The organism is Nocardioides sp. JQ2195, assembly GCF_012272695.1.
In the GTDB taxonomy this organism is placed as follows: domain Bacteria; phylum Actinomycetota; class Actinomycetes; order Propionibacteriales; family Nocardioidaceae; genus Nocardioides.
On record NZ_CP050902.1, the window covers coordinates 958,378 to 984,521 of the forward strand.

Annotated in this window: 22 protein-coding genes; 13 read left to right on the forward strand and 9 right to left on the reverse strand. The window is 69.8% G+C overall.

Annotated elements, in window-relative coordinates:
• Positions 1-19: 19 nt before the first annotated feature.
• Both ncot_RS04495 and cofD read right to left on the reverse strand, forming a co-directional pair.
• Positions 20-1,060, reverse strand: a complete 1,041-nt coding sequence (locus tag ncot_RS04495) for a coenzyme F420-0:L-glutamate ligase (protein WP_168616529.1) — start codon at positions 1,058-1,060, stop codon at positions 20-22.
• Positions 1,057-2,061 carry a 2-phospho-L-lactate transferase gene (gene cofD, locus ncot_RS04500; protein WP_168616530.1) on the reverse strand — a complete coding sequence of 335 codons (1,005 nt, stop codon included), beginning with the start codon at positions 2,059-2,061 and terminating at the stop codon, positions 1,057-1,059. Before cofD ends, ncot_RS04495 begins: the two co-directional genes overlap by 4 nt.
• A gap of 137 nt (positions 2,062-2,198) precedes the next feature.
• Between cofD and ncot_RS04505 the strand changes: the two genes are divergently transcribed.
• The 4 genes from ncot_RS04505 to ncot_RS04520 are packed head-to-tail and all read left to right on the forward strand — an operon-like array spanning position 2,199 to position 7,358.
• Positions 2,199-2,456, forward strand: a complete 258-nt coding sequence (locus ncot_RS04505) for a WhiB family transcriptional regulator (RefSeq protein WP_056681540.1) — start codon at positions 2,199-2,201, stop codon at positions 2,454-2,456.
• Between the two features lie 54 nt (positions 2,457-2,510).
• Positions 2,511-5,342, forward strand: a complete 2,832-nt coding sequence (locus ncot_RS04510; RefSeq protein WP_168616531.1) for a glycosyltransferase — start codon at positions 2,511-2,513, stop codon at positions 5,340-5,342.
• Positions 5,339-6,754, forward strand: a complete 1,416-nt coding sequence (locus ncot_RS04515) for a DUF5719 family protein (protein ID WP_168616532.1) — start codon at positions 5,339-5,341, stop codon at positions 6,752-6,754. The genes ncot_RS04510 and ncot_RS04515 overlap by 4 nt, the downstream gene beginning before the upstream one ends.
• Before the next feature lie 37 nt (positions 6,755-6,791).
• Positions 6,792-7,358, forward strand: coding sequence for a hypothetical protein (locus ncot_RS04520; protein WP_168616533.1), 567 nt, complete (start codon positions 6,792-6,794; stop codon positions 7,356-7,358).
• A gap of 194 nt (positions 7,359-7,552) precedes the next feature.
• Here ncot_RS04520 and ncot_RS04525 read toward each other — a convergent pair whose 3' ends face one another.
• Complete coding sequence (locus ncot_RS04525; RefSeq protein WP_168616534.1) at positions 7,553-7,804, reverse strand: helix-turn-helix domain-containing protein; 252 nt, start codon at positions 7,802-7,804, stop codon at positions 7,553-7,555.
• Between the two features lie 101 nt (positions 7,805-7,905).
• Here ncot_RS04525 and ncot_RS04530 point away from each other — a divergent pair, with 101 nt between their 5' ends.
• Together ncot_RS04530 and ncot_RS04535 are read left to right on the forward strand one after the other, a co-directional pair.
• Positions 7,906-8,553: a hypothetical protein gene (locus ncot_RS04530; protein ID WP_168616535.1), complete on the forward strand. Its 648-nt coding sequence runs from the start codon at positions 7,906-7,908 to the stop codon at positions 8,551-8,553.
• A 4-nt stretch (positions 8,554-8,557) separates the two neighbouring features.
• Positions 8,558-9,805, forward strand: coding sequence for a hypothetical protein (locus ncot_RS04535; RefSeq protein WP_168616536.1), 1,248 nt, complete (start codon positions 8,558-8,560; stop codon positions 9,803-9,805).
• Here the strand turns inward: ncot_RS04535 and ncot_RS04540 are convergent.
• Positions 9,768-11,084: a hypothetical protein gene (locus tag ncot_RS04540; protein ID WP_168616537.1), complete on the reverse strand. Its 1,317-nt coding sequence runs from the start codon at positions 11,082-11,084 to the stop codon at positions 9,768-9,770. The genes ncot_RS04535 and ncot_RS04540 overlap by 38 nt on opposite strands.
• A gap of 2 nt (positions 11,085-11,086) precedes the next feature.
• Positions 11,087-11,473 (reverse strand): hypothetical protein, encoded by a 387-nt coding sequence (locus ncot_RS04545; protein ID WP_168616538.1) that lies wholly within the window; start codon positions 11,471-11,473, stop codon positions 11,087-11,089.
• A gap of 112 nt (positions 11,474-11,585) precedes the next feature.
• Between ncot_RS04545 and ncot_RS04550 the strand changes: the two genes are divergently transcribed.
• The 4 genes from ncot_RS04550 (at position 11,586) to ncot_RS04565 (ending at position 15,615) form a co-directional block, all read left to right on the forward strand.
• Positions 11,586-13,067 (forward strand): wax ester/triacylglycerol synthase family O-acyltransferase, encoded by a 1,482-nt coding sequence (locus ncot_RS04550; protein ID WP_168616539.1) that lies wholly within the window; start codon positions 11,586-11,588, stop codon positions 13,065-13,067.
• Positions 13,064-13,471 (forward strand): hypothetical protein, encoded by a 408-nt coding sequence (locus ncot_RS04555; RefSeq protein ID WP_206065149.1) that lies wholly within the window; start codon positions 13,064-13,066, stop codon positions 13,469-13,471. Before ncot_RS04550 ends, ncot_RS04555 begins: the two co-directional genes overlap by 4 nt.
• A gap of 68 nt (positions 13,472-13,539) precedes the next feature.
• Positions 13,540-15,180 carry an L-glutamate gamma-semialdehyde dehydrogenase gene (gene pruA, locus ncot_RS04560; RefSeq protein ID WP_168616540.1) on the forward strand — a complete coding sequence of 547 codons (1,641 nt, stop codon included), beginning with the start codon at positions 13,540-13,542 and terminating at the stop codon, positions 15,178-15,180.
• 117 nt (positions 15,181-15,297) lie between these two features.
• Positions 15,298-15,615 carry a hypothetical protein gene (locus tag ncot_RS04565; RefSeq protein WP_168616541.1) on the forward strand — a complete coding sequence of 106 codons (318 nt, stop codon included), beginning with the start codon at positions 15,298-15,300 and terminating at the stop codon, positions 15,613-15,615.
• Here ncot_RS04565 and ncot_RS04570 read toward each other — a convergent pair.
• Entirely contained in the window at positions 15,587-16,078 is a 492-nt protein-coding gene (locus ncot_RS04570; RefSeq protein WP_168616542.1) for a DUF2505 domain-containing protein, read from the reverse strand. The genes ncot_RS04565 and ncot_RS04570 overlap by 29 nt on opposite strands.
• Entirely contained in the window at positions 16,075-16,545 is a 471-nt protein-coding gene (locus ncot_RS04575) for a DUF2505 domain-containing protein (protein ID WP_168616543.1), read from the reverse strand. The genes ncot_RS04570 and ncot_RS04575 overlap by 4 nt, the downstream gene beginning before the upstream one ends.
• Before the next feature lie 110 nt (positions 16,546-16,655).
• Here ncot_RS04575 and ncot_RS04580 point away from each other — a divergent pair, with 110 nt between their 5' ends.
• Complete coding sequence (locus tag ncot_RS04580; RefSeq protein WP_168616544.1) at positions 16,656-21,485, forward strand: NAD-glutamate dehydrogenase; 4,830 nt, start codon at positions 16,656-16,658, stop codon at positions 21,483-21,485.
• A 54-nt stretch (positions 21,486-21,539) separates the two neighbouring features.
• Here ncot_RS04580 and ncot_RS04585 read toward each other — a convergent pair whose 3' ends face one another.
• On the reverse strand, positions 21,540-22,577 hold the full coding sequence (locus tag ncot_RS04585) for a Ku protein (RefSeq protein ID WP_168616545.1): 1,038 nt from the start codon (positions 22,575-22,577) through the stop codon (positions 21,540-21,542).
• Positions 22,578-22,743: 166 nt separating this feature from the next.
• On the opposite strand from ncot_RS04585, the gene ligD (ncot_RS04590) reads away from it, so the two are divergent.
• Both ligD (ncot_RS04590) and ligD (ncot_RS04595) read left to right on the forward strand, forming a co-directional pair.
• A complete protein-coding gene (gene ligD / locus ncot_RS04590) occupies positions 22,744-23,676 on the forward strand; it encodes a non-homologous end-joining DNA ligase (protein ID WP_168616546.1) in 933 nt (310 codons plus the stop codon).
• A 28-nt stretch (positions 23,677-23,704) separates the two neighbouring features.
• Positions 23,705-24,604 carry a non-homologous end-joining DNA ligase gene (gene ligD, locus ncot_RS04595; RefSeq protein ID WP_168616547.1) on the forward strand — a complete coding sequence of 300 codons (900 nt, stop codon included), beginning with the start codon at positions 23,705-23,707 and terminating at the stop codon, positions 24,602-24,604.
• On the opposite strand, the gene ncot_RS04600 is transcribed toward ligD (ncot_RS04595), so the two are convergent.
• Positions 24,605-26,005: a sugar transferase gene (locus ncot_RS04600; protein WP_168616548.1), complete on the reverse strand. Its 1,401-nt coding sequence runs from the start codon at positions 26,003-26,005 to the stop codon at positions 24,605-24,607.
• Positions 26,006-26,144: the final 139 nt, after the last annotated feature.

Below are 26,144 nucleotides of genomic sequence, written 5' to 3' on the forward strand. Positions count from 1 at the left end.
GGGAGTACGTCGGCAGAGTCTACGGACTGCTCGGAAGAAACGTGACCTCGACCATCCGACCATCTGGCCGACCACCCGGCCGACCACCCGGCCGACTCCCCGGAGGATCGTCCGGGACGGGGGTCGAGGAGAGCCGCCACCCGAAGGCGAAGGCCAGCGCCTCGAGGCGGATCTGCACGTCGGCGGCCGAGGCGCTCAGGCTGGTGCGGACCCGGCCCTCGAGCACCGAGACCTCAGCCTCCTGCCCGAGCACGGACGTGACAGCGATCGCGAGGTCCTCGGCCAGGGCCGGGCTGCCGAACACCTCGCCACCGGTTCCGGACAGGGCGTGCACGACGGCCTCCCTCGTGCCGTAGCCGAACATGTCGGCGCCGTCCGCGCGGACGAGGGCACTCGCCCCGGAGCCGTCCTCGCCGGAGGGGAGGACCAGGTCGGCGCGCCCGCGGATCACTGCGAACGGCCGGGCCGCCAGCTTGCCGCTCGCCAGCTCGGCCGCGCCGGCGAGCTCGTCGGCAACGGCCGGGGCGGTGACGGCCAGTGCGTTGCCGTAGGCGTCGTCACGGCCGGCGAAGTCCTCCAGGACCAGGAGGCCGGCTGCTCCGATGGCGATGTCGCCCTGACCGTTGCGCCACGCACGACCGGCGGTGTCGGTGATGAGCACCCCGACGTTGGCCCCGGTGCGCTCGGCGATCGCGGCCCGGACCGCTCGCGCCGTGCGGTCGGGGTCCGCCGGGAGGAGCAGGTAGTCACCGGCCGTCACGTTGGACGCGTCGATCCCCGCCGCCGCCATGGTCAAGCCGAGGTGGTTGCGCACGATCGTCGTGGGCCCGCGGCGGGCCACCACCCGAACGGTCTCGCCGGCGATGCCGGCCAACCGGTCGCCCGTGCGTCGACGCCCCTCGGCCTTGCTCACGACCTTGCTGGTGATCGTGAGGACGTCACCGTCGACGAGGTCGCACACGGACAACGCGAGCGCGGCCAGGTCGTCACCTTCCAGGACCTCGCCGATGCCGTCGGGGGCGACGACGACCAGCTCGTGGCGCCCCGGGTCGACGGTCATCGGACCAGGGCGACTGCTGCGGCAGCCATCGCCGAGGTGGCGGCGGGCGTGGTCATCATCAGGGGCACCGCACGGCACTCGATCCCGCCGGAACGGATGCGCTCGACCTGGTCGGCGTCCCGCTCGTCGACCAGCCACCCGTCGAGAACGCCTCCTTGGCTGCGGGCGCCGTAGTGACCGGCCACACCGGCTGCGCTGACCTCGACCCCGATCGAGGTGAGCATCTGCTCGGCCATGCCTCGGACGTGGCTGGCGCCCACGATGGGGGAGAGCCCGACGACCGGCGCCGCGGTGTCCAGCAACGCCTCGCGTATGCCGGGGACGCCCAGGATGGTGCCGACCGAGACCACCGGGTTCGACGGAGGCACGACCACCAGGTCGGCTCCCGTGATCGCGTCGACCACGCCGGGCGCAGGAGTCGACTGGTCGAGCCCCACGAAGACCAGTGCCTCGGCGGGGACCTCGGCGCGGAGCCGGACCCAGTACTCCTGGAAGTGGATCACCCGCTTTCCGGACGCCGCCTCCGGGTCGGCGATCGCCACGTGGGTCTCGACCCGCTCGTCAGTCATCGGGAGCAGGCGTACGCCGGGCTGCCAACGCCGGCACAGGGCCTCGGTCACGGCGGACAACGGATAGCCGGCCTCGAGCATCTGGGTGCGTACCAGGTGCGTGGCGATGTCGCGGTCCCCGAGGCCGAACCACGTCGGTTCCACGCCGTAGGACGCCAGCTCCTCCTTCACGCTCCACGTCTCGTCACGCCGGCCCCATCCGCGCTCCAGGTCGATCCCGTCCCCGAGGGTGTACATCACGGTGTCGAGGTCCGGGCAGACCTTCAGCCCGTGCACCCAGAGGTCGTCGGCGGTGTTGGCCACGACGTTGACCGTGGTGTCGGACGCGAAGGGCAGGTCGCCCGACCGCAGGCCGTGCAGCAGGCCCTGCAGGAACCGGGCGCCGCCCATGCCGCCCGACAGGACCGTGATCGACTGGGTGTTCGACGTCATGGGCATACCTTGCCCGATCGGTCAGAACTTTGCTCCAGCGGGGGTTTATAGCAGATCTGGGCTTGACTTCGCGTCAGGACAGGCATGTAATTCCATCAGTGTTGTTCACACATCGCCAGGGTCGAGAGGAGAATGTCGTGCGAGAACTTTTTCTCCTTGACGGGGACGATGCGGAAGAGTTCGGTTGGCAGGAACGAGCGCTGTGCGCCCAGACCGATCCCGAAGCGTTCTTCCCGGAGAAGGGTGGCTCCACCAGGGAGGCCAAGAAGGTCTGCCTGACCTGTGACGTGCGAGGCGACTGCCTCGAGTACGCCCTCATGAACGACGAGCGCTTCGGAATCTGGGGCGGCCTGTCGGAACGTGAGCGGCGAAAGCTGAAGAAGCGGGCGGTCTGACCCGCACGGACCGGATGAAGGTTTCCTGACCGGCGGCGACTAGGGTTGTCGGCCGTGACGGTCACTGCGCTTCTGGTCAGCCACGACGGTGCACGCTGGTTGCCGGCCGTGCTCGCTGGTCTCGACAACCAGCGGCACCGGCCCGCCCAGGTGCTCGCCGTCGACACGGGGAGCAGCGACGAATCGCTGGACCTGGTCAACGCGGCCCTCGACCCGGCCTGCGTCTCGGTCCACGAGGGCTCGTTCCCCGAAGCAGTCGCCCACGCCCTGCCGCGGATCACCACCGAGTGGGTCTGGCTCCTGCACGACGACACCAACCCTGATCCGGGTGCGCTGGCCGCCCTGCTGGAAGCGGCGGAGAACCACCACGCCGACATCGTGGGCCCCAAGCTGCGTGAGTGGCCGTCCTTGCGGCGTCTGCTCGAGCTGGGGGTCACCATCTCCGGCGCCGGTCGCCGTGAGACCGGCCTCGAGCGCGGTGAGTACGACCAGGGCCAGCACGACAGCATCCGCGAGGTGCTGGCCGTCAACACCGCCGGGATGCTGGTCAGGCGCTCGCTGCTCGAAGAGCTCGGCGGCTTCGACGAGGCCCTGCCGGTCTTCGGCAACGACATCGACTTCGGCTGGCGTGCGACGCGAGCCGGGCACAAGGCAATCGTCGCTCCCGAGGCGGTGGTCTTCCATGCGGAGGCCGCGATCCGTGGCTTGCGGCGCACGGCGCTCACCGGGCGGCGTACGCATCGGGAGGAGCGCCGCTCCGCACTCCACACCTTGTTGGTCAACGCCGCCCCCCGCCTGGTGTTCCTGCAGGCGATCCGGTTGCTGCTGGGCACGTTCCTGAGGTCCTTCGGCTACCTGCTCGCGCGTTCACCCGGGATGGTTCGGGACGAGTTCAGCGCGCTCATCTCGGTCTACGCGCACCCCGGCCGGATCCGTGCCGGGCGCAGGGCACGGCAAGGTCTCGGGGATCCGCGCGGGGAGCGCCTCAAGAGACTGTTGGCCCCGTGGTGGTTGCCCTACCGGCACGGCATCGACTTCGTCAGCGACGTCTCGACCGCTGTGGTCAACGAGGGGCGCGACTCCGCGGAGCGTCGTCGCGCTGCTCGCATCGCCGAGAGCGGCCCCTCGGGGCCCGGCCCGGACGCCGAGGAGGGCGATGAGCTGGCGCCCGACAGCAGCCTGCTCGCCCGGTTCGTGACCAGCCCGACAGCCCTGCTGACGACACTGTTCCTCCTGCTGAGCCTGTGGGGCGCACGCGAGGCGTTCCACTCGATCACCGGAGGCGCCTTGTCGCCGTCGCCGGACGGATCCGGCGACTGGTGGCGCCTGGCCACCGAGGGCTGGCACCAGATCGGGCAGGGCACTGACGCCCCGGCGCCGGCCTACCTCCTGCCGATGGCCCTGATGGCGTCGATCCTGCTGGGCAGCGCCTCCGCCGCGATGTCCCTGCTCTTCATCGCTGCGGTGCCCGTCGCGGCCTGGGGTGCCTGGCGCTTCGGGCTGGTGGCTGCCGAGCTCGGGTCGGGGCGTCCTGCCTCGCGCTGGATCGTGGCCTGGGCAGCGATGGCGTACGCCGCGGTCCCCGTGGCCAGCGGTGCCTGGGGCCAGGGCCGGTTCGGTGTGCTCGCCTCAGCCGCGCTGCTCCCGTGGTTGGCCCACGCGGCGCTCGGCCTGGCCGACCCCAACCCCGACCGTCGGTGGCGCGCTGCCTGGCGCTCGAGCCTGCTCCTCGCGATGCTCACCGCCTTCACCCCGGCCGCCTGGCTCTTCGCGGTCCTGCTCGTGCTCCTGGCCGTGGGCGCGCTGCTCGTCCTGTCCCGCGCCGTGCTGCACGACCGCTCGGTGTGGGGGCCCCTGCTCGTGGTGTCCCTGGCGCCGCCGTTGCTGTTGCTCCCGGGAGCGGTCGGGATGCTCGGTCATGACGTCTCGGCCCTCTTCCTCGAGGCGGGGAGGGTGATGCCGATGCCGGGGCCGCTCGACATAGCCGCCGGCCGCTTCGACGGGCCGGCCGCGCCGCACTGGATCGGACTCGCGCTCGTGCTGCCTGCCGTGATGGCGATCTTCCGCACGCGCAGCAGACTCGCCGTGGTCGGGTGCTGGGTGGTGGTCACGCTCGCCGCCCTGCTGGTGGCGGTGCTGAGCCACGTCGAGATCGAGCTCCCCGCCGGCTCCACCCGTCCCGGCCTGGGCTTCCTGCTCGTGGTCAGCCAGGCCGCCCTGATCGTCGCCGTGATGATCGCCGGACACGGCCTGAGGGAAGGCTTCGTCGGTGCCAACTTCGGCTGGCGCCAGCCCGTGGCCGGCGTGCTCGCCGTGGTGGCGTTGATCGTCCCTCTCGGCGGACTGTCGTGGTGGTGGTGGGGCGGTGGGGAGAACCTGCTCCAGCGCCCGGATGAGTCAGAGGTGCCCGCCTACATGGTCCAGGCTGCCAGCGAGGGTGCAGGTCACGGCGTACTCATGCTCCGTGGTGACGTCGAGGACGGCCTCCGGTGGCGCGTCCACCGAGGTGAGGGTGTCACGGTCGGCCAGGACGAGGTCCTGGCCCTGACCGGACCCGACGCAGGGCTCGACGCCGATGTGGCCGCACTGGTCTCCGACCCGACACCCGACCTGGTGGACAGCCTGCCCTCCCGGGGGATCGACTACGTCGTGATGCCGGCGCCCGCGGATGCCCAGGTCTCCGCGACCCTCGATGCCGCCACCGGGCTCACCCAGGCCAGCACCTCCGACCGGTCGACCCGAGCCTGGCAGTTCGACACGGGAGCCTCGGCCGACGCCATCGACGGTGACGGACCGTGGTGGCACCCGTGGCTCCTGATCCTCCAGATCGCGGCGTTCCTGGTGGTTGCCGTGCTCTGTGGCCCCTCGCGAAGGGAGAGGCGATGACCGGCAAGCGCGTCCAGGGCCGGCGGGTGGCCGACGCACCCCGAGAGACGAAGCCCTCCGTGTCCCCGCTCGTGGTGGTCGGGCTCGTCCTGGGCCTCGTCACCGTGGGAGCCCTCGCCCTCCAGAAGCCGGCGAACGATCCCGCGGAGGTCGCCACCGACACCCCGTCCAGTCGTCCGCTGACCCGTCTCGACCTCCTCTGTCCGGCAGATGATGACGGTGACGCCGAGGTGGTCCTCGGGAGCGGGGCGGACGGAGAGGCCTCCTACGGAGAAGTGTCGGTGCGCGACGCCGACAGCGACAACTCCAAGCAGCTCGACGTCAGCGCGGGTGGTGCCGCGCCGGTGTCCGCATCCAGCAAGGCCGTCGTGGTGACCGGCACCCGTGGACTCGCGCCGGGGCTGTTCGGTGCCCGGTTCGGCAGCGCCGACCGTCCGGCTGCGGGCGAGTGCGTGGCCCCCACCGGTGAGCGCTGGTTCGTCGGCGTCGGTGGCGGCGGCCTGCACGAGTCGCAGCTCGTGCTGGCCAACCCCGACACGGGTCCGGCGGTGGCCGACGTGAGCCTGTGGAGCAGCACCGGCGAGCTGATCGACGTGGACTCCCGCGGCCTGACCATCCCCGGTCAGCGCAGCAGTGTTCTCGACCTGGCCGCGCTCGCGCCGAACCGTGACGAGCTGTCGATCCGGGTGACCGTCTCGCGTGGGCGGGTGGCGGCCTCGATGTCCGACACCTACACCCCGCGGGGTGGTGAGCAGGTGAGCGACTGGTTGCCGTCGACCACGGCACCAGCCACCCAGCTTCTCCTTCCCGGGCTGCCTCGAAGGATGACCGAGCCGACCCTCGTGCTGGCCAACCCCGGCGAGGATGCCGGACAGGTCGGCATCAAGGTGGTCGGCCGGGACAGCACCTTCGCGCCGAGTGGTGTCGACGAGATCAAGGTGCCGGCGGGGCAGTCGGTCACCACCGAGCTGCCGGCGAGCCTGGTGAGGCTGCTGGCCCAGGAGGACACCGCGCTCCAGCTGACGTCGAGCGTCCCGGTGGTCGGTTCACTGCGCGCCGTGGTCGCCGGCGACCTCGTGCACATCCCGGCAGTCGAGCCCAGCTCGGGTGACGCCGCCGCCGCTGCCCCAGGTGGGCCCGGCTCGGTCCTCGTCCTCACTGCGGGATCCGCCGCTGGGCCGGTGAAGGTCGACTTCCCGGGCACCGACGCAGAGCCCGTCGCCGTTCGCCTGCGGCCCGGCGTCACCACGACGGTTCCGGTGCCGGAGAAGGCAACGGCGGCCGTCGTGCACGGCAGCACCGACTACGTCGGATCCCTGCGCACCATCACTGCGAACGGCGCCTCCCTGTTGCCCCTGCGTCCGTTGCAGCTCGAGACGCTGATCCCCGCCGTACGCCCAGATTGGCCCTAGTCGGCGGGTGCTCCGCGACCCTCGCTACTGTCGGGCCATGGCGATCATCCATCGGGCAAGCATCACTCCGACCAAGCTGGAGCTGGTCGCGATCTGGCTCGAGCGGGCGGGCGGAGTGCCGGGCGAAGGTGAGCTCAGACAGGTGGGCAGCTACCGGTTCGACGACCCCGAGGGGGAAGTCGGCATCGAGGCGCTGCTGGTCACCCGCGGCGGACCGGTGGTCCAGGTGGCGATGACCTACCGCGGCGCGCCCCTGCCCGGGGCGGAAACCCACCTGATCGGCACGATGGAGCACTCGGTGCTGGGGCGCCGGTGGGTCCATGAAGCCAACGGTGACCGGGTGGCGCTGGCCGCGTACCAGCGCGCGCTCTCGGGAGCCCAGGCCCAGGCTGCTCTCGAGATCTGGGAGGGCGACACACTCGTCGAGACGCGACCACAGACGGTGGTGCTCGAGGTGAGGCACCCGGCATCCTCGCCGTCGGCGATCCGGGCACGAGTGGCTTCCGGGATCGGCCCCGAGCCGGCCGACGCCCCGGGGGCGCCGGCCCTGCTGGCGCGCTGGGACGGCGGAGAGACCGTGGTGGCCGTGGGCGAGCCGGTCTGATCGAACCGGTCTGGTCGAGCCGGTCTGATCGAACCGGTCTGGTCGAGCCGGTCTGCACGGTCACCACACTTGGCCGCTCCGGTCTGCACGGCCTACCACGCCCTGGCCCGTTCAAGCGGTCCTCGGCTCCTCGGACCAGTCGAGCGTGCCGTGGGAGTCGGGTGGTCCTCGCGGCCGCGCAGCCGTCCGCGCCCTCAGTCGTTGCTGACCTCGGCGTCGGCCTCCGCCTCGGCGAACGGGTGGTCCTCGACGAAGGTGCGCGCCTCGGCGTACATCCGCTGGATGTAGTCCTCGAGCTGTTCGGCCTCGACCCGCCACTGGCCGCGGCCGCCGATCTTGATCGCCGGCAGGTCACCGCGCCGGACCAGCGCGTAGACCTGCGCCTGGGAGGTGTTCAGCACGTCGGCCACGTCGGCGAGGGTGAGGAAGCGGGGAGTGCCGGACATGGGCCCAACTCTGCCATCTCGGGGGTGATCACCACAGGCGCCGTGCGGAACCTGTGGACAACCAGATGACGAACCGGGCGACTTTCGCCCATGATGAGGGCGTGAGCACAAATCTCGGGAAGACAGATGCTCCTCCTGCCCAGCGAGCCAGCAGCACCACCTGGCGCGACCCTCGCCTGTGGATCGGCGTCGCCCTGGTGGCGGCCTCGATCCTGATCGGGGTGAAGGTGGTCGGGGGAGCTGACGACACGATCGAGGTCTGGGCCGTGCGCTCCGACCTGGCCAAGGGCCAGCAGGTCGGGAGCGACGACCTGGTCAGCAGGCGGGTCCACCTCAGCGACGAGACCGATCTGTACCTCCACGCCGACCAGGCCCTGCCGGACGACGCGACCCTGGCTCGAGGCGTGGGCGCGGGGGAGCTGTTGCCCAAGGCAGCGGTGGGTGGTGACGACGCCCAGCTGGAACGGGTGCCCCTCACGCTGGCACCGGAGCTGGTGCCCGCGAACATCGAGCGCGGTCAGCGGGTCAATGTCTGGATCGTCGCGCCCTCGGACGGTGGGTCGAGGCTGAAGAAGCCGGTGCCGGTGCTGGAGGACGTGATCGTCCTCGACGCCCCGAAGCCCGACGACTCGTGGTCGTTCAGCGGGAACCGCAAGGTCGACATCGGAGTTCCGGCCGAGGACAGCAGCAAGCTCGGCGACGTGATGCAGGGCCTGCGGGACGACAGCATCCTGATCACGGGAACGTGACGGCATGGAAGGCCAGACCTGCATCCTCGTCCTGGCGGCCGGCGCGCCCTGGGAGTCCACCGCTCTCCCCGCACTGACCAGGCGTCCGGGCATCGTGGTGGTCAAGCGCTGTGTCGACGTCACCGATCTGTTGGCCAGTGCGACCACCGGCCAGGCCGACGTGGCGGTGGTCTCCCTCGACGCGCCCGGCCTCGACGGGCCCGCCGTGCAACACCTGCGCCACCACGGTGTGGAGCCGGTCGCCGTCCTCGCCGATGCAGGGCGCGGCGACCTCGGTGATCGGATGAACCGCCTCGGACTGGTCTTCGGGGTCGGCGTCGACCAGGTCGACCACCTGCCCGATGCGGTCCTGGCTGCGGGCGCCGCCGACCAGGGCCAGGAGCCCACCACCAGGCCGGGGCCGGCGATGGGGGCGGGGCACGGACGGTGCACGGTGGTGTGGGGGCCGGCCGGCGCCCCGGGGCGAACGACTCTTGCCCTGGCCATCGCCGGGGAGTTCGCGCAACGTGGAGCAGCACCGCTGGTCATCGATGCCGACCCGTGGGGCGGGTCGGTCGGACAACACCTGGGCATCCTCGATGACGTCTCGGGCCTGCTGGCCTGCGCCCGGGCCTCGGCGGCAGGGGAGCTGGGCGGCAGCTACCTCGGACTGCAGAGAAGGGTGGGGGGTCTTCGGGTCATCACCGGACTGCCCCGACCCGATCGGTGGGTGGAGGCACGCGTCGGGCTGGTCGAGCAGCTGGTCGAGCTGGGCCGGAGACAGGGCGAGGTCGTGCTCGACACCGGCTTCGCCCTCGAGGACGACCCGGCCGCGGAGTTCTCAGGTCGACCGTCCCGCAACGGGATGACCCTGGAGGCACTCTCGGTCGCCGATGACGTCGTGGTGGTCGGCAACGCCGACCCGATCGGCTTGTCGCGTCTGGCGCGTGGGCTCGTGGAGCTGCGCGAGACGATCGGGGGCAAGCCGGTCCGCGTGGTGGTCAACCGGATGCGCAGCTCCGTGGGCTGGTCGGAGGCCGAGGTGACCGGCATGGTCAACGGCTTCGCCGAGCTGAGTGGGGTGCACTTCCTCCCCGACGATCGGGGCACGACAGATCGGGCGCTGCTCGGCGGCCGCATGCTCGCCGAGCTCGGCGACAGTGCTCTGTCGAAGGCGGTGGCCCGGCTGGTCGACGGGTTGCGACCCGGGACCGCCCGTGCCGGTGGTCGTCGGCTCAGCCGCCGAAGAGCAGTGCCAGCCCGCCGATCGTGAAGCCGACCATGACGACCAGCATCGACAGCTGACCGGTCAGCTGGTGCCTCTTCGGCAACAACCTGATGGCCCGCTCGTGGGCCGCGACCACGGCCACGACGTGCCCCACGATCACGCCTCCCACCTTGGTCATGGCCAGGAACGTCGGGTGATAGGTCAACCAGAAGTTGACTGCGCGGTCCCCAGTGCCGAGGTAGTTGGCCCCGGTGCTGAACGGGTCACTGAGACGGATGACGGTCAGCTGGCCCCACTCGACGAGATAGCTCAGGTAGTGGGCGACGAAGTAGCCGACGACGATCGGGATCAGGGAGTGCGCGAACCTCTCGGGAAGGTGCGTCCGCCGGGTGTCGTCGTGGATGCCGGTCAGCATGGTGGCCGCAGCGAAGAGCAGGTGGACCACCGCCACGAAGCCCAGGAGCGCGCCCAGGTTGATCAGGTTGATGTCCTGGTCGATCGACTGGATGTGACGGGTCCACCAGTTCGATCCCTTGAAGGAGTCGAAGGCAGTGCTGCCGAGGAGCACGGAGCCGACGGCCAGCAGGCCCGGCTTGACCACCACCTGGTCGAGGTTGGCCAAGGGATTGCGGAAGACGAGGTGGCCGGACTCACGGCCCCAGACGGACAGGTGTCCGACGAGGGTGGAGAACACCTCGAAGGGATCCGCGTGCTCGAGGAACCTGTTGCCGAACACCGCGCCACCGACCAGCATCACCGCCACGTAGATCGAGCACCACAGGCGCAGCGGGCCGAGCTCGGCGTTGAACGGATAGACCAGCTCGAACCAGGCGAACGCGAACAGACCCACGGCGGCCGGCCAGTAGCCCAGCCTCGTGGGGTAGTCACGCAACCCGTGCTCAGGGTTGGTGCCGGCGACCTTGGCCAGGGCCCAGTTGATCGAGCGCACCGGGCTGATCGCCCTGTAGAACGGGCCGAAGGCCAACGACATCGGCACCAGCCCCACCCACAGGAGGACGTAGAAGACACCGAAGATCGGATTCGTGTCCAGGTCCTTGCCGAAGATCGCGGCAGCGGCGACCCAGGCGAAGAAGGCGAAGCCCCAGATCCTCAGGGCACCGCGGAACCACACCGAGTCGACGGTCGTGGCGAGCCACGACGGGACCCGCCGTGCGCTCTCGCCGGTGTTGTAGCGAGGAGTGCGCCAGGCCAGGGCCAGGACGGTGAAGGAGACAGCCAGCGCAGCGCAGGCGCCGGCAATGGCGTACTCGGCCGGGATCGGGAGATCCTTCGCGCCGCCCACGCCGTGAGCGAGGAACTGCACGGTCAGCGGACCTCGAACTCGAGAATCGTCTTCTCCAGCGTGTGGGACTCCACGGCCACGATCCCCGGCTTGTCGAAGGTCAGCTCGTGGGAGGACTCACCAGCCTCGTAGGCGATCTCCTGCTCGGGCTTGGAGTGCACGTGCAGCTCGCCGGGCTCGTCGGCATCGATCTCCAGGGTGACCGGCTGGTTGATGCCGAGGTCGAAGCGCTTGCCGTTGGGGTCGACGGTGTCGCCCTTGATCGTGATGGTGATGGTCTCGGCGTTCTTGGTGCTCTCGCTGCTGTTGCTCGAGGAGTCGTCGTCCGACGTCGACCCGCATGCGGAAACTCCGGTGAGACAGATCATGGTGGTGGCCACTGCGGCGACGATCCTGTGACGCTTGTGCACTGCATCTCCTTCAGACACGGGACTCCCGGACGGTGGACCCTTCCGCGCCGGACATGGGTCCTCTGCAAGAATCGCATGAAGCACAAGCGACAGGTTCGACAGGGGTGACGCGATGAGCCAGCGACTGCAGGCCAGGGACCTGTCCCTCCTGGCGATGGAGTCCGCCTCGACACCCATGCACAACGCCACGCTCGAGATCTTCGAGCCCGGTGAGTCCGGGTTCGACTACCAGGCACTGGTCGACCTGATCTCCGATCGGATCGCCTTCGTGCCCCGGTACCGCCAGCGGGTCCAGCACGTCCCCGTCCGGGTGGCCAACCCGATCTGGGTCGATGACGCCCGCTTCGACCTCGGCTTCCACGTGCGTCGCTCGGGCCTGCCCCGTCCCGGCTCCATGGACCAGTTGCGGGAGCTGGTCGGCCGCATCATGACCCGACAGCTCGATGCCAGTCGTCCGCTGTGGGAGGTCTACTTCATCGAGGGCCTGGCTGACGGTCGGGTGGCGGTGCTGTCGAAGTCCCACCAGATCCTGGTCGACGGCGTCGAGACCGTGGACCTCGGCCAGGTGCTGCTGGACGCCAAGCCGGAGACGAAGTCCCTCGAGCACGACGACTGGGAACCGAGGCGGACGCCGTCACCGCTCAGCCTCGCCACGGAGGCGTTGCGCGACAACGCGACCTCGCCCTCGACCCTCGTCTCGACGACGCGCAGCACCGCCGAGTCAGCAGTACGCCGGGTGCGCCAGGTTCGTCATCGTGCCCAGGGCGTGGCGAACGCGCTGACCAACCGCAGGCCCAGCCCCGAGTCGCCGGTCTCGGCGCACCTGTCGGAGCAGCGTCGCCTGGTCACCGTGCGGACCGACCTGGAGGACTACCGCCGCATCCGCCAGGAGCACGGCGGCTCGGTCAACGACGTCATCCTGGCCACGCTGAGCGGCGCACTGCGCAGCTGGCTGATGGCTCGCGGCACCCCTGCCACCGCCATGCGCTCGCTGCGAGCGATGGTCCCGATGTCGGTGATCGACGACGAGCTCGAGGCGACCTCGCTCGGCACCCAGATCGCCGGACACCTGGTCACCCTCCCGATCGGGGAGGCCAGCCCGGTGATCCGGCTGCACCAGGTCTCCTATGCCTTCAAGTCGCACCGGGAGACCGGCCGGGCGGTCGCGGCCAACCGGTTGGCCGGCATCGCCGGCTTCGCCCCCACGACCTTCCACGCCCTCGGCTCCAGGGTGGCTGCCCTGCAGCACCGGAAGAGCTTCCACCTGACCGTGACCAACGTGCCCGGACCGCAGTTCCCTCTCCATGCGGCCGGAGCGCGGATGGTCGAGACCTATCCGGTGCAGCCGTTGCTCCCCGGACAGGCGCTGGCGATCGGCGTGACGTCCTACGACGGTGCGGTCTACTACGGCATCACCGCCGACCGCGATGCCCTGCCCGACATCACGGTCCTGGGCCAGTGCGTGACCGAGGCACTCGACGAGCTGCTCGACACGGCCAGCGACCAGCGTCCTCGTGCGCCGCGCGGTCGGCGTACCACCAAGCGAGTCGCGACCCGCAGTGGTCAACGCGGCACGGGGGAGTCGTCCTCATGAGCATCCGTGTCTACCTGCCGGTGACGCCCGGCGCTCTGGCGGAGCTGGTGGAGCAGGGGCGGCTGGCCGGTCCGCTCGACGCCCACGCAGTCACCGAGGAGCTGCGCGCGGCGTGGCCGGACGGGGACGACGAGCAGTGGGAGTACGCCGCCCTGGCGGCCGCTGCCGACGAGTCGTGGCAGACGCGTGGCTCCGCGGCCCGGCGGCGCCACGTGGTCGCTGCCGACGTGGCGTCCGTCGAGTCGCGTGGTGACGAGGTCACCGGGGTGCGGGTCGTGGGGGACCTGGTCTGGAAGCACGTGGCTGCGGCGCACGTGGACACCGTCGACCTCGCGGAGGACCCGGACGACGACGGGCCGGAGCTCGCCTGGTTCGCCACCCAGGAGATCGCCGACCTCGTCTGACTCGGCGTCGTCCTCGCCGGCCGTGCCGGACATTTGAGAGGTTGGTCACGGTCTGACACGATCGCGTCATGGACGCAATCACCTTTCCTCCGGCTCCCACCAACGAGCCGAACCTGACCTACGCACCCGGCAGCCCCGAACGGGCCGAACTGGTCGTGGAGATCGACAAGCTCCAACGCAAGCAGCACAACCTGCGCGCCGTGATCGGGGGGCGACGCAAGTCAGGTGGCGGTGAGGAGATCAAGGTCGTGCAACCGCACGATCACCAGCACGTGCTGGGCACGATGAAGAGCGCCACCGGCAAGGACGCCGAGGCGGCGATCAAGGCCGCAGCGAAGGCGGCCCCCGACTGGCGGGCGATGCCCTTCGACGAGAAGTGCGCCATCATCCTCAAGGCCGCCGACCTGCTGGCCGGCCCCTGGCGCCAGCGCATCAACGCCGCCACCATGCTGGGGCAGAGCAAGACCGCCTTCCAGGCCGAGATCGACGCGGCCTGCGAGCTCATCGACTTCTGGCGGTTCAACGTCCACTACGCCAAGCAGATCCACACCGAGCAGCCGATCGCGAACAGCCCCGGCATCTGGAACCGCACCGACCACCGTCCGCTCGAGGGCTTCGTCTACGCGATCACGCCGTTCAACTTCACCGCGATCGCGGGCAACCTGCCCACGGCGCCGGCGCTGATGGGCAACACCGTGCTCTGGAAGCCCTCCACCACCCAGCAGCTCGCCGCGTCGCTGACCATGGAGCTGCTCGAGGAGGCCGGCATGCCCCCGGGTGTGATCAACATGCTGCCCGGTCACGGCAAGGACGTCTCCGACGTCGCGCTGACCCACCCCGACCTGGCCGGGATCCACTTCACCGGCTCCACCCCGGTCTTCCAGCACCTGTGGGGCACCGTCGGGGCGAACATCGCGACCTACCGCTCCTACCCGCGGATCGTGGGGGAGACCGGTGGCAAGGACTTCATCATCGCCCACCCCAGTGCCGACCCCGATGTCACGCGGGTGGCGATGATCCGCGGCGCTTTCGAGTACCAAGGCCAGAAGTGCTCGGCCGCCTCGCGTGCCTACGTCGCCAAGTCGGTCTGGGACAAGATCAAGGACCAGCTGGTGGCCGATGTCGAAGCGCTGCCGATGGGTGACGTCCGTGACCTGTCCAACTTCATGGGTGCCGTCATCGACGACCGGGCCTTCGCCAAGCACAAGGCCGCGATCACCCGGGCGAAGCGCAGCAAGCACCTCGACGTCGTTGCAGGGGGCACCTACGACGACTCGGTGGGCTACTTCGTCCGTCCGACCGTCGTGACGTCGACCGACGCGACCGACCAGATGTTCACCACCGAGTACTTCGGTCCGATCCTGGCCGTCCACGTCTACAAGGACGCCGACTTCGAGAAGGTCGTGCAGCAGGCGGAGTCCGCCTCGCCGTACGCCCTGACCGGCGCGATCATCAGCCAGGACCGCGCGGCGATCGCGTGGGCTCGCAAGGAGCTGCGCTTCGCGGCCGGCAACTTCTACATCAACGACAAGCCGACCGGTGCCGTGGTCGGCCAGCAGCCGTTCGGTGGGGGTCGTGCCTCCGGCACGAACGACAAGGCCGGAGCGGCCTCCAACCTCTTGCGCTGGACCTCACCGCGCTCGATCAAGGAGACCTTCGTGCCGCCGAAGGACTTCCGTTACCCGCACATGTCCGCACAGCCGGACTGAGCCGGTTCCGCGCCCGTCCGGCAGTCGGACCGACGCCGGTCCGCGCCCGTCGGACAGCCGGATGGGCGCGGACCCGCGGGCACGCCGCCACGGTCCCGGTGAGAGACTGGGACCGCCATGACGCCGCACCTCCCGACCGCACCGCTGCCCCAGCACATGGGCCAGCTGCACCCCTACGAGAACTTCCTCGTCCTTGCCATCGCGTTCGGGCCGTTCCTGGTGCTCGGCATCGTGGTCTTCTTCGTCCGTCGTCGCGACCTCGCCGAAGCAGACCCGGCCGGAGCAAGCGCGGAACGAGAAGACTCGGCCCAGACGGACGTGGCCCAGGACGAGTCACCCGAGGGCGACCCGGTCAGTCCCTCCGCGGCGACAGCAGTGTCGGACCAGCCGGACCGGGAGTCCGGTCTCAGCCCCGGTCGCCCTCCAGCCAGCTGATCCCGACCTTGTTCTCGGCCTTGAACGCCTTCACCAGCAGGCCGGCGATCAGGTCCTCGATCTTGCCGCCGACCAACGGGATCTTCACCTGCACCGCGAGGTCGTAGGTCTCCACGACGGCGTCGCCGCGCTGCTCGATGCGCGCCTCGCCCTTCATGTCGCCCGGCTTGCCGGGGATGGTCACCTCGACCGACGCGGCCGTGTCGGTGGACCAGGTCTCGACCTGGACGATCGCGATCTCGTCGCCGACGAACTTGCGGGCGAACGAGGGGACTCGATCCGTGCCGTGCACCAGCTCGACCGAGATCGTCTTGGCCGGCGGTGCTCCCTGCACCGAGACCTCCTTGCGTACGACGCCCTGGGAGTCGGCGACTCGTTCGCGGAACGCCGGGTCGGAGACCATCGCGACCACGTCGTCGACGCTGGCCCCGGGATAGGACAGCTCGTGCTTGATCTTCCTCATCGGTCGCCTCCCAGCCACGCCGCGCCGACCGACTGCTCGATGTCCCAGCCGTCCTTGAGCTTCTCGGCGATGAGCTTCTCGATCTTCCCCCCGACGAGCGGGACCTTCACCTTGGCCTCGCCCTCGAACGTGTCGAGGGTGCCGTCGCCATCAGCGACCAGGGTGCGGACCCCGGTGATGCTGCCGGGCTTGCCCGGGAGCGTGACGGAGAACGCGGCACTCCTCCCGCCGCTCCAGGTCTCCTCCTGGAGCGCCCGGCTGGTCTCCCCGGCGATTGCCTTGGCAAAGCTCGGGATGTCCTTGTTGGGTTGGACCATGTCGATGTTGACCGTGCCACCATCGACCGAGACGTTGACCTCGGTGGTGTCCTGGGCCTTCGAGGCCCTCTCCCGGAACGCCGGGTCGGTGAGCATCGCGTAGACCTCCGCGACGGGCGCGTCGTACCTGACGGAGTGTGTGATCTTCATGGGCCTCATCTTGTCTGGTCGGGTGCGAAGTGCTCAACGACCCGGACAAGTTACCGGAGCGTTGCGCCCCCGTGTTGTCCGTCACACCCCGGCCCCCTATGGTCAGAGTCGTGTCGAACAGCCTCGATGACAACAAGTCCGCTCTGATCGCCAAGGCCACCGACCTTGCGGCGCGCCGGAAGGGCTCCGGCGGCCCCCCGCTGCCGCTCGTTGCGGGCATGCTGAAGGCCTACTACCGGCACGTGGCACCCGAGGACGTCATCGACCGTTCCGACGTCGACTTGTACGGCGCGTTGGCCAGTCACTGGCGGCTGGCGGAGACGCGTCCCCAGGGCACCGCCAACGTCCGGGTCTTCACCCCCACGGTGCAGGAGCACGGGTGGTCGGCCAACGCCCACTCGGTCGTCGAGGTCGTGACCGACGACATGCCGTTCCTGGTCGACTCGATCACGATGGCGCTCGCCGAGCAGCAGCGCAACCTGCACGTCATCGTCCACCCGCACTTCGACGTGGTGCGCAGCATCACCGGTGAGCTGCAGGAAGTCACCGTGGCCGAGGACGGCACCGCTTCCGACGGTCGCGACGAGTCCGTGCGCGAGTCGTGGATGCACGTCGAGATCGACCGGATCCCGGAGGGCGACGACGTCGCCGAGGTCGAGGCTGCCCTGCAACAGGTGCTGCGTGACGTGCGCGAGGCGGTCGAGGACTGGAAGCGCATGCACGACAAGATCAGCGAGATCGTGGCCGACCTGGCTGAGAACCCGCCTCCGATCCCCGAGGCCGAGCTGCAGCAGGGCCGCGACCTCCTCGCCTGGTTGGGCGACGACCACTTCACGTTCCTCGGTTACCGTGAATACCGCCTGGACACGGTCGACGGAGAAGACGTCCTGCGCGCCGTCCCCGGCACCGGATTCGGCATCCTGCGCTCCGACCCGGATCTGTCGAAGGGGTCGGCCCGCCTTCCCGAACCGGTCAGGGCCAAGGCACGCGAGAAGGTCCTGCTGGTCCTGGCGAAGGCGAACTCCCGCGCCACCGTGCACCGCGACGCCTACCTCGACTACGTCGGGGTGAAGGTGTTCGACGAGTCCGGTGAGGTGGTCGGCGAGCGTCGGTTCCTCGGTCTCTTCTCGAGTGCTGCCTACACCGAGTCCCTGACCCGCATCCCGCTGCTGCGGGACAAGGCGGCACGGGTCATGGAGCGCGTCGGCTTCGATCCCCACAGCCATGCGGGCAAGGCGCTGATGGACACGCTCGAGAACTATCCGCGCGACGAGCTCTTCCAGACTCCCGTCGACCAGCTGAGCCAGATCGCCGAAGCGGTGATGTACACGCGCGAGCGCCGGCAACTGCGCTTGTTCGTGCGTCGCGACACCTACGGTCGCTACGTCTCCTGCTTGGTCTACCTGCCCCGCGACCGCTACAACACCACCGTTCGCCAGAAGATCGCCGAGATCCTGCGCGAGCGCCTGCACGGTGAGAACGTCGAGTTCACGGTCCGGGTCAGCGAGTCCAACATGGCGCGCGTGCACTTCGTCGTCCGCCCGCCGGCCGGTGAGGTGATCGAGCACATCGACACCGCCGAGCTGGAACGCGAGCTGGTCGATGCCGCACGTTCGTGGCACGACGACTTCACGGCCGCGGTCGTCAGCGAGCACGGCGAGGAGGCGGGTGCGCGGCTGAGCCGTGGCTACGTCGAGTCCTTCCCGGAGGCCTACAAGGAGGACTTCACGGCCCGCACCGGCGCCGTCGACCTGGGCCGGCTCGAGGCGATCGAGGGTGACGAGGGCATCGACCTCTCGCTCTACGAACCCATGGACGCAGATCGTGGCGAGGCGCGCCTGAAGGTCTACCGGATCGGCTCGCCCCTGTCGTTGAGCCAGATCCTGCCGATGCTCAGCTCGATGGGCGTCGACGTCGTCGACGAACGTCCCTACGACCTCGAGCACCTGCACCGACCGACCTTCATCTACGAGTTCGGTCTCGACTACGGCCGTGACCTGCCGGCCGGTGCCCGGGAGCTCTTCCAGGACACGATCCGGGCGATCTGGGAGGGTCGCAACGAGATCGACGGGTTCAACGCGTTGGTGCTGGCCGCCGGGCTCCAGTGGCGCCAGGCGACCCTGTTGCGTGCGATCGCGAAATACATGCGACAGGGCGGCACGCCCTTCGCCCAGGACTACATCGAGGACGCACTGCGCCAGAACGTCGGCATCACCCGACTGCTGGTCGAGTTCTTCGAGGCCCGGTTCGACCCGGCCGGCGACGGACAGGCAGACCAGGTCCGTGACCGCATCGCTCGGGCCCTTGACGACGTGGCCAGCCTCGACCACGACCGGATCCTGCGGTCCTACCGCACGATCATCGAGGCGACCGTGCGCACCAACTACTTCCAGGCGGGCGGCACCAAGCCCTACATCTCCTTCAAGCTGCGCCCCTCGGACATCCCGGAGCTTCCCGAACCCCGTCCCAAGTTCGAGATCTTCGTCTATTCGCCACGGGTCGAGGGCGTCCACCTGCGCTATGGCGCCGTCGCCCGTGGCGGGCTGCGCTGGTCCGACCGCCGAGACGACTTCCGCACCGAGGTGCTCGGCCTGGTCAAGGCCCAGATGGTGAAGAACACCGTGATCGTCCCCGTCGGGTCGAAGGGTGGCTTCTTCTGCAAGCAGCTGCCCGACCCTTCCGACCGCGAGGCGTGGCTGGCCGAGGGCAAGGCCTGCTACAAGACCTTCATCTCGGGCATGCTCGACATCACCGACAACCTCGTCGACGGCCAGAACGTGCCGCCCGTTGACGTCGTACGCCACGACACGGACGACTCCTACCTCGTGGTGGCCGCCGACAAGGGAACCGCGTCCTTCTCCGACATCGCCAACGGGGTCGCGGACGACTACGGCTTCTGGCTCGGTGACGCGTTCGCGTCGGGTGGCTCGGTGGGCTACGACCACAAGGGCATGGGCATCACCGCGCGTGGTGCCTGGGTCTCGGTGCAGCGCCACTTCCGGGAGATGGGCGTCGACTGCCAGAACGAGGACTTCACCGCAGTCGGCATCGGGGACATGTCCGGCGACGTCTTCGGCAACGGACTGCTCTGCTCCGAGCACACCCGGCTGGTGGCCGCGTTCGACCACCGGGACATCTTCCTCGACCCCGCACCGGACGCGGCATCGTCCTACGCCGAGCGGCGGCGACTGTTCGACCTCCCACGATCGTCGTGGCAGGACTACGACCGCGACCTGATCTCCGAGGGCGGCGGCGTCTTCCCGCGGTCGGTGAAGTCCATCCCGCTCAGCCCCGAGATCCGTGACGTGCTCGGCATCGATGCCGCGACCACGTCGATGGCACCCGCGGAGCTGATGCAAGCGATCCTCAAGGCGCCCGTCGACCTGCTCTGGAACGGCGGCATCGGCACCTACGTGAAGTCGTCCGCCGAGACCGATGCCGACGCGGGGGACAAGTCCAACGACGCGATCCGGATCGATGGCGCCGACCTTCGGGTCCGCTGCGTGGGCGAGGGTGGCAACCTCGGCTTCACCCAGCGGGGCCGCATCGAGTACGTCGAGAACGGTGGTCGGATGAACACCGACTTCATCGACAACTCCGCCGGCGTGGACACCTCCGACCACGAGGTGAACATCAAGATCCTGCTCGATGGTGTCGTGCGCGACGGGGACCTCACCACGAAGCAGCGCAACGAGCTGTTGGCCAGCATGACCGACGAGGTCGCGGCCCTGGTGCTGCGCGACAACTACGAGCAGAACCTGGCACTGACCAACGCCGTGGCGAATGCCGGCCCTCTGCTGCACGTGCACGAGGACTGGATGAAGGACCTCGAGCGCAGGGGCGTCCTCAACCGTGAGCTGGAGGCGTTGCCGACGAGCCGCGAGGTCCGCCGCCGGCTGGACCGGGGCGAGGGACTGCGGCTGCCCGAGCTGTGCGTGTTGATGGCGTGGACCAAGATCGTCCTGGCCGACGAGCTGCTTGCCTCCGACCTGCCCGACGACCCCTACCTGCGCATCGACCTGTTCAACTACTTCCCGCAGCCGATGCGGCAGGGCTACCGCAACCAGATGGAGTCCCACCCCCTGCGCCGCGAGATCATCGTGACCCAGGTGGTCAACGACCTGGTCAACGGCGCCGGCATGACGTTCTGGCCCAGGCTTGCCGGTGAGACCGGTGCCACGCCCGCCGAGCTCACCCGTGCCAACTTCGTGGCGCGTGAGATCTTCGGTTCCCTGGCCCTGCGTGAGGAGCTGGCGTCCTACGACAACAAGCTGCCGGCCGACGTGCAGACCCGGATCCGCATCGAGATGCGGACCCTCGTCGAACGCGCCTCGCGCTGGCTGGTCAGCAACCGGCGACCGCCACTCGACAGCGAGGGGACGGTCGACTTCTTCTCGGTGCCGACCCAGAAGGTGATGGCCGAGCTGCCGACCCTGATGACCGGTCGTGAGCTCGATGCCTTCGAGCAGCGGCGCGACAAGTTCATCGCGAAGGGCGTGCCGGAGGACCTCGCCGTGCGGGTGGCGGTCCTGCCGCCCGCCTACATGATCCTGGGCATCGTGGAGACATCCGCCCGGGAGGGCCTGGACGCCTTCGAGGTGGCGCGCGTGCACTTCGCACTGGGCGAGCGGCTCGGTCTTCCATCGCTGGTGTCGCGCATCCTGGCGCTACCGCGCGACGACCGGTGGCAGACGATGGCCCGAGCCGCGCTGCGCGACGACCTGCACGCCGTGCACGCGCAGCTCACCTCGCAGGTGCTCTCCGGCACGTCTCCCGACGACGCGGTGCTGGCACGCGTGGCAGCCTGGGAGGACAACGACGAGGTCGTGGTCTCCCGAGCGGTCACCACCCTCGAGGAGATCTGCTCCGACGACGAGGCCGACCTCGCCAGGTTGTCGGTGGGGTTGCGCGTCGTGCGCGGGTTGTTGGCGACCAGCTGAGGGCGCGCGTCGCCCACGGGGATGGGCGACGCGGCGCCGCGCAGAGCGGTGCCGTCAGCTGGCCTTGCGGGCCGATGCCTTCTTCGCGGTGGACTTCTTCGCCGGAGTCTTCTTGGCGGTGGTCTTCTTGGCGGTGGACTTCTTCGCCGGAGTCTTCTTGGCGGTGGTCTTCTTGGCGGTGGACTTCTTCGCCGGAGTCTTCTTGGCAGCGGCCTTCTTCGCCGGCTTCTGCGCCGGCTTCTCCTCGTCGGAGTCGGCGTCGTCGGAGCCGGTGTCGTCCGATCCGGCGTCGTCGGAGCTGGCGGCTGCAGAGCTCTCGCCGCGGGCCTCCTTGGCCGCAGCCACGGACTTCTGCAACGCAGCGAGGAGGTCGACGACCTCACCGGAGGACTTGGTCGCCGTGGGCGTGCGCTTGATCTCGCCACCCTCGATCTTCGACTTCACCAGGGCCTCGACAGCGCCGGCGTAGTCGTCCTCGAACTCGCTCGCGTCGAAGTCACCCGCCAGGGTCTCGACCAGCATCTGCGCCATCTTGACCTCGCCCTCCTTGACCTCGCCGGCATCGATGCCGAAGTCGGGGGTGCGGACCTCGTCGGGCCACATCATCGTCTGCATGACGATGACGTCGTCACGCACGCGCAGCACGGCGACCGTCGTGCGCTGCCGCAGGGCGACCGTGACCACGGCCATCCGGTCCGCGTCGAGCAGGGCCTGCCGGAGCAGGGCGTAGGGCTTCGCGCCGGTCTTCTCGGGCTCGAGGTAGTAGGACTTCTCGAACAGCATCGGGTCGATCTGGTCACTGGGCACGAACTTCTCGACCGATATCTCACGCGAGGACGTGGAGGGCAGCTCGGCCATGTCCTCATCGGTGAGGATGACCATCTCGCCGTCCTCGGTCTCGTAGCCCTTGGCGATGTCGGCGTAGGCGACCTCCTCGCCGTCGATCGCGCACACGCGTTGGTACTTGATCCGACCGCCGTCCTTGGCATGGACCTGCCGGAACGACACGTCGTGGCTCTCCGTCGCCGAGTAGAGCTTCACCGGGACGCTCACCAGGCCGAAGGAGACGGCACCCTTCCAGATCGCACGCATGCGCCCAGTATTGCCTCATCGGCCCCAGTACGCACGCGGAAGCCCGCGTCGGGGACCCCGACGTCGCCCCGGGTCACGGGCCGCGGGCGAGAGGAATGCCGCGCGCCGGTCGCAGGATGACGGGCAAGGGCGTGGTTTGTCCGACCGTGTGCGCAAGGATGGGTGCATGCGACCGATGCTGGCCACCCGCGGAGCCCTCGTGCCCACGGGCAGTGGGTGGACGCACGAGGTGAAGTGGGACGGCATGCGGATCCTGGCCGACATCGGCCCCGATCGCCTTCGGCTGACCAGTCGCAACGAGAACGACGTGACGGCCGGCTATCCCGAGCTGCACGGCCTGGCCGGCCGGGACCTCCTCCTGGACGGCGAAGTGGTCGCGTTCGAGGACGGGCGACCCAGCTTCGGGGCGCTGGCCGAGCGGATGCACGTGCGCGACGTACGACGTGTGGCCCGGCTCGCCGAGCGCCGTCCGGTGGTCTACCTCGTCTTCGACGTGCTGCGGTGCGACGGACGGGACCTCACCACGGAACCGCTCTCGCGGCGGCGCGAGGTCCTCGAGGGCCTCGGCCTGGACGGCGTCTCGTGGCAGGTGCCCGGCGTGTACGACGACGGGGCCATGCTGCTCGAGGCGACCAGGGCCCAGGGGCTCGAGGGCGTGGTCAGCAAGCGTCTCTCGTCGCGCTACGAACCAGGCTCCCGCAGCGCACACTGGCTGAAGTTCCCGCACCGCCTGCGCACCTCGTGGGTGGTGTGCGGGTGGCGCTTCGAGACCGACTCGGACCACCGGCTGGGCGCGCTGCTGGTGGGGGAGCCCACGGCCGACGGGATGGTCTTCCGGGGCCGGGTCGGCAGTGGCATCGCGGGCAAGGTCGGTCCGCTGCTGAAGTCGTTGCTCGAGCCACTGGCCAGGCCCACCAGCCCCTTCCGTGATCCCCTCCCGCGGGAGGATGCGCGCGGCACCCAGTGGGTGGAGCCGCGGGTGGTCGTGGACGTGGAGTCCCTCGGGATCGGCGCCCAGGGGAGACTCCGCCAGCCGTCGTTCCGCGGCGTCCGCGACGACCTGGAAGCCGGAGACCTCTTGGGCAGGCAGCAGACGTGACCTCGAACAGCGACGGACGGTGTCGGCGATGACGGAGATCCGGGCCGAGGTGGAGGGGCGCACCCTCAAGATCGGCAACCTCGACAAGGTGATGTACCCCGCGACCGGCACCACCAAGGGCGAGGTGCTCAACTACTACGCACAGGTGGCGCCGGTGCTGCTCCCGCACGTCGCGGACCGTGCGGTCACCCGGATCCGTTGGCCGCACGGCGTGCAGGGCAACTCGTTCTTCGAGAAGAACGTCCCCGCTGGTGCGCCATCCTGGTTGCGCACCGCCCGGGTGCCCACGACGGGTTCGCGCGGCGCGTCGCGCAACGGCGACGAGCTGGTCTTCCCGATCGTCGACGGGCTCGCTGCGCTGACCTACCTGGTGAACCTGGCCAGCCTCGAGCTCCATGTGCACCAGTGGCGGGTCACCGCCCGCGGCCGGCCTCGCAACCCCGACCGACTGGTGATCGACCTCGACCCCGGCGACCCCGCCGGACTGGCCGAGTGCTGCGAGATCGCGCTGCTGGTCAGGGCCAAGCTCGAGGAGCGCGGCCTCACCGCCGTGCCGGTCACCAGTGGCAGCAAGGGTCTGCACCTCTATGCCGCAGTGGCCGGTGACCTCGATCCCGGGGGGACCACGGCCCTGGCGAAGGAGGTCGGCGACGAGCTCCAGGCCGAGCACCCGAAGCTCGTCACGGCGGTGATGACGAAGGCGCGGCGTTCCGGGAAGGTGTTCCTGGACTGGTCGCAGAACGCCGGCTCCAAGACCACGATCTCGCCGTACTCACTGCGCGGCAGGGAGAAGCCGTACGCCGCCACTCCGCGCACGTGGGCCGAGATCGAGGAGGGCGCCGGTGACCCGCTCGGCCTGGAGCAGTGCCGCTTCGAGGAGGTGCTGGACAGAATCGCCGACCACGGTGACCTGTTCACCCTCGACTGATCAGTAGGCGCCCTGGTGGGAGACCACCGCACGGGCGGTGCGGAGCATGATCGAGAGGTCGAGTCCCAGCGACCAGTTGTCCACGTAGTGCAGGTCGAGCCGCACCGCCTCGTCCCAGGGGAGGTCGGAGCGGCCGGAGACCTGCCACAACCCGGTCACACCCGGCTTCACCACCAACCGACGGCGTACGTCGTCGGCGTAGCCAGCGACCTCGGTGGGGAGCGGTGGCCGGGGACCGACCAGTGCCATGTCCCCGAGGACCACGTTGAGAAGCTGGGGGAGCTCGTCGAGCGAGTAGCGGCGCAGGAACCCACCCAACCGTGTGATCCGAGGGTCCTTGCGGACCTTGAAGAGAAGGCCGTCCGCCTCGTTGTGCGAGGCCAGGTCCGCGCAACGTTCCTCGGCTCGGTCACACATGGTGCGCAGCTTGAACATCGTGAACGGCCGGTCGTCACGCCCGATGCGGGTCTGCCGAAAGATCGCCGGACCGCGACTGTCCAGGCGGATGGCCAGCATCATCCCGAGCAGCAGCGGCGAGATGACCAGGAGGATCGTCGCGGCGGCGAGACGCTCCCAACCTGCCTTGAGGACCCGGCGCCAGCCACGCAGCTCGGCCTGGCGGACGTGCAGCATCGGCATCGATCCCACGGTCGTCATCGTGGTCCGTGTCTCGGCCACGTCGGTGAGCCCCGGAACCACCAGCAGCTGGGTCCGGGAGGCCTCCAGCTCCCAGCCGAGGCGGCGCAGCGCCGCAGCGTCGAGGTGCTTGCAGGGCAGAACGATCACCGCATCGGCCGACAGGTCCCGGGCAGACGTGGCCGCAGCGTCGAGGCCCCCGGCGCTGGGGACGGGGAGGGGCCGGTCCCGGTGCTTGCCGTGAAGGCTCGCGCCCACCACGTCGAAGCCGTGCGTGCGAGTCCTGCCGAGCTCGCTGAGCACCCCGGCGACCTGGTGGTGGTGCCCGACGAGCAGCACCCGGCGGGTGAGTTGCTGCCCGCGCAGACGGCGTGGTCCGAGGGTCCCCGCCGCGGTTGCTCTGTGGAGGAGGCTCAGCAGGGTGGTGATCGCCACCAGCACGAGCAGGGTCCCCGGTGCTGTCGGCAGGTCGGCGAACCACGATGCGGCGGCGCACACGACGGCCAACGCCAGACCGGCTCGCACGACACGTCCGAGGCCCTCGGCCCCCTTGGGAACCAGGCTCGTGCGGTAGCCGTGCGCAGCGGCCACGAGTGCCACCCAGAGGAGGGGGAGGAAGAGGGCGGCGCGGGGTGGAGCGACGACCGCGCAGGCGATCAACGCGGCCAAGGAGTCTGCGGCGGCGCACACCACCGGGGCACCCGCCCGGCGTCGAGGGTGCGTCCTCGTGGAGGTCCGGGTGGGTGCGGTCGCCTCCTGCTCCACGGCCCGAGCCGGAGCGGACCTCCGGGGCGCAGGGACGGAGTCGGGCGCCAGGCGCACGGCCGGGATCTCCACCGGGGGGCGGACCCCCGGACCGCGCCGCAATCTTTCTGCCACAGCATTGGCACTACTCATCGCAGCG

Bases quoted from the DNA above. Each gene is read 5' to 3' on its own strand.
- ncot_RS04550 (WP_168616539.1), top strand. From the start codon at position 11,586: ATGAGCCAGCGACTGCAGGCCAGGGACCTGTCCCTCCTGGCGATGGAG.
- ncot_RS04525 (WP_168616534.1), bottom strand. From the start codon at position 7,804: ATGTCCGGCACTCCCCGCTTCCTCACCCTCGCCGACGTGGCCGACGTG.
- ligD (WP_168616546.1), top strand. From the start codon at position 22,744: ATGCGACCGATGCTGGCCACCCGCGGAGCCCTCGTGCCCACGGGCAGT.
- cofD (WP_168616530.1), bottom strand. From the start codon at position 2,061: ATGACGTCGAACACCCAGTCGATCACGGTCCTGTCGGGCGGCATGGGC.
- pruA (WP_168616540.1), top strand. From the start codon at position 13,540: ATGGACGCAATCACCTTTCCTCCGGCTCCCACCAACGAGCCGAACCTG.
- ncot_RS04565 (WP_168616541.1), top strand. From the start codon at position 15,298: ATGACGCCGCACCTCCCGACCGCACCGCTGCCCCAGCACATGGGCCAG.
- ncot_RS04585 (WP_168616545.1), bottom strand. From the start codon at position 22,577: ATGCGTGCGATCTGGAAGGGTGCCGTCTCCTTCGGCCTGGTGAGCGTC.
- ncot_RS04555 (WP_206065149.1), top strand. From the start codon at position 13,064: ATGAGCATCCGTGTCTACCTGCCGGTGACGCCCGGCGCTCTGGCGGAG.
- ncot_RS04515 (WP_168616532.1), top strand. From the start codon at position 5,339: ATGACCGGCAAGCGCGTCCAGGGCCGGCGGGTGGCCGACGCACCCCGA.
- ncot_RS04495 (WP_168616529.1), bottom strand. From the start codon at position 1,060: ATGACCGTCGACCCGGGGCGCCACGAGCTGGTCGTCGTCGCCCCCGAC.
- ncot_RS04520 (WP_168616533.1), top strand. From the start codon at position 6,792: ATGGCGATCATCCATCGGGCAAGCATCACTCCGACCAAGCTGGAGCTG.
- ncot_RS04570 (WP_168616542.1), bottom strand. From the start codon at position 16,078: ATGAGGAAGATCAAGCACGAGCTGTCCTATCCCGGGGCCAGCGTCGAC.
- ligD (WP_168616547.1), top strand. From the start codon at position 23,705: ATGACGGAGATCCGGGCCGAGGTGGAGGGGCGCACCCTCAAGATCGGC.
- ncot_RS04575 (WP_168616543.1), bottom strand. From the start codon at position 16,545: ATGAAGATCACACACTCCGTCAGGTACGACGCGCCCGTCGCGGAGGTC.
- ncot_RS04535 (WP_168616536.1), top strand. From the start codon at position 8,558: ATGGAAGGCCAGACCTGCATCCTCGTCCTGGCGGCCGGCGCGCCCTGG.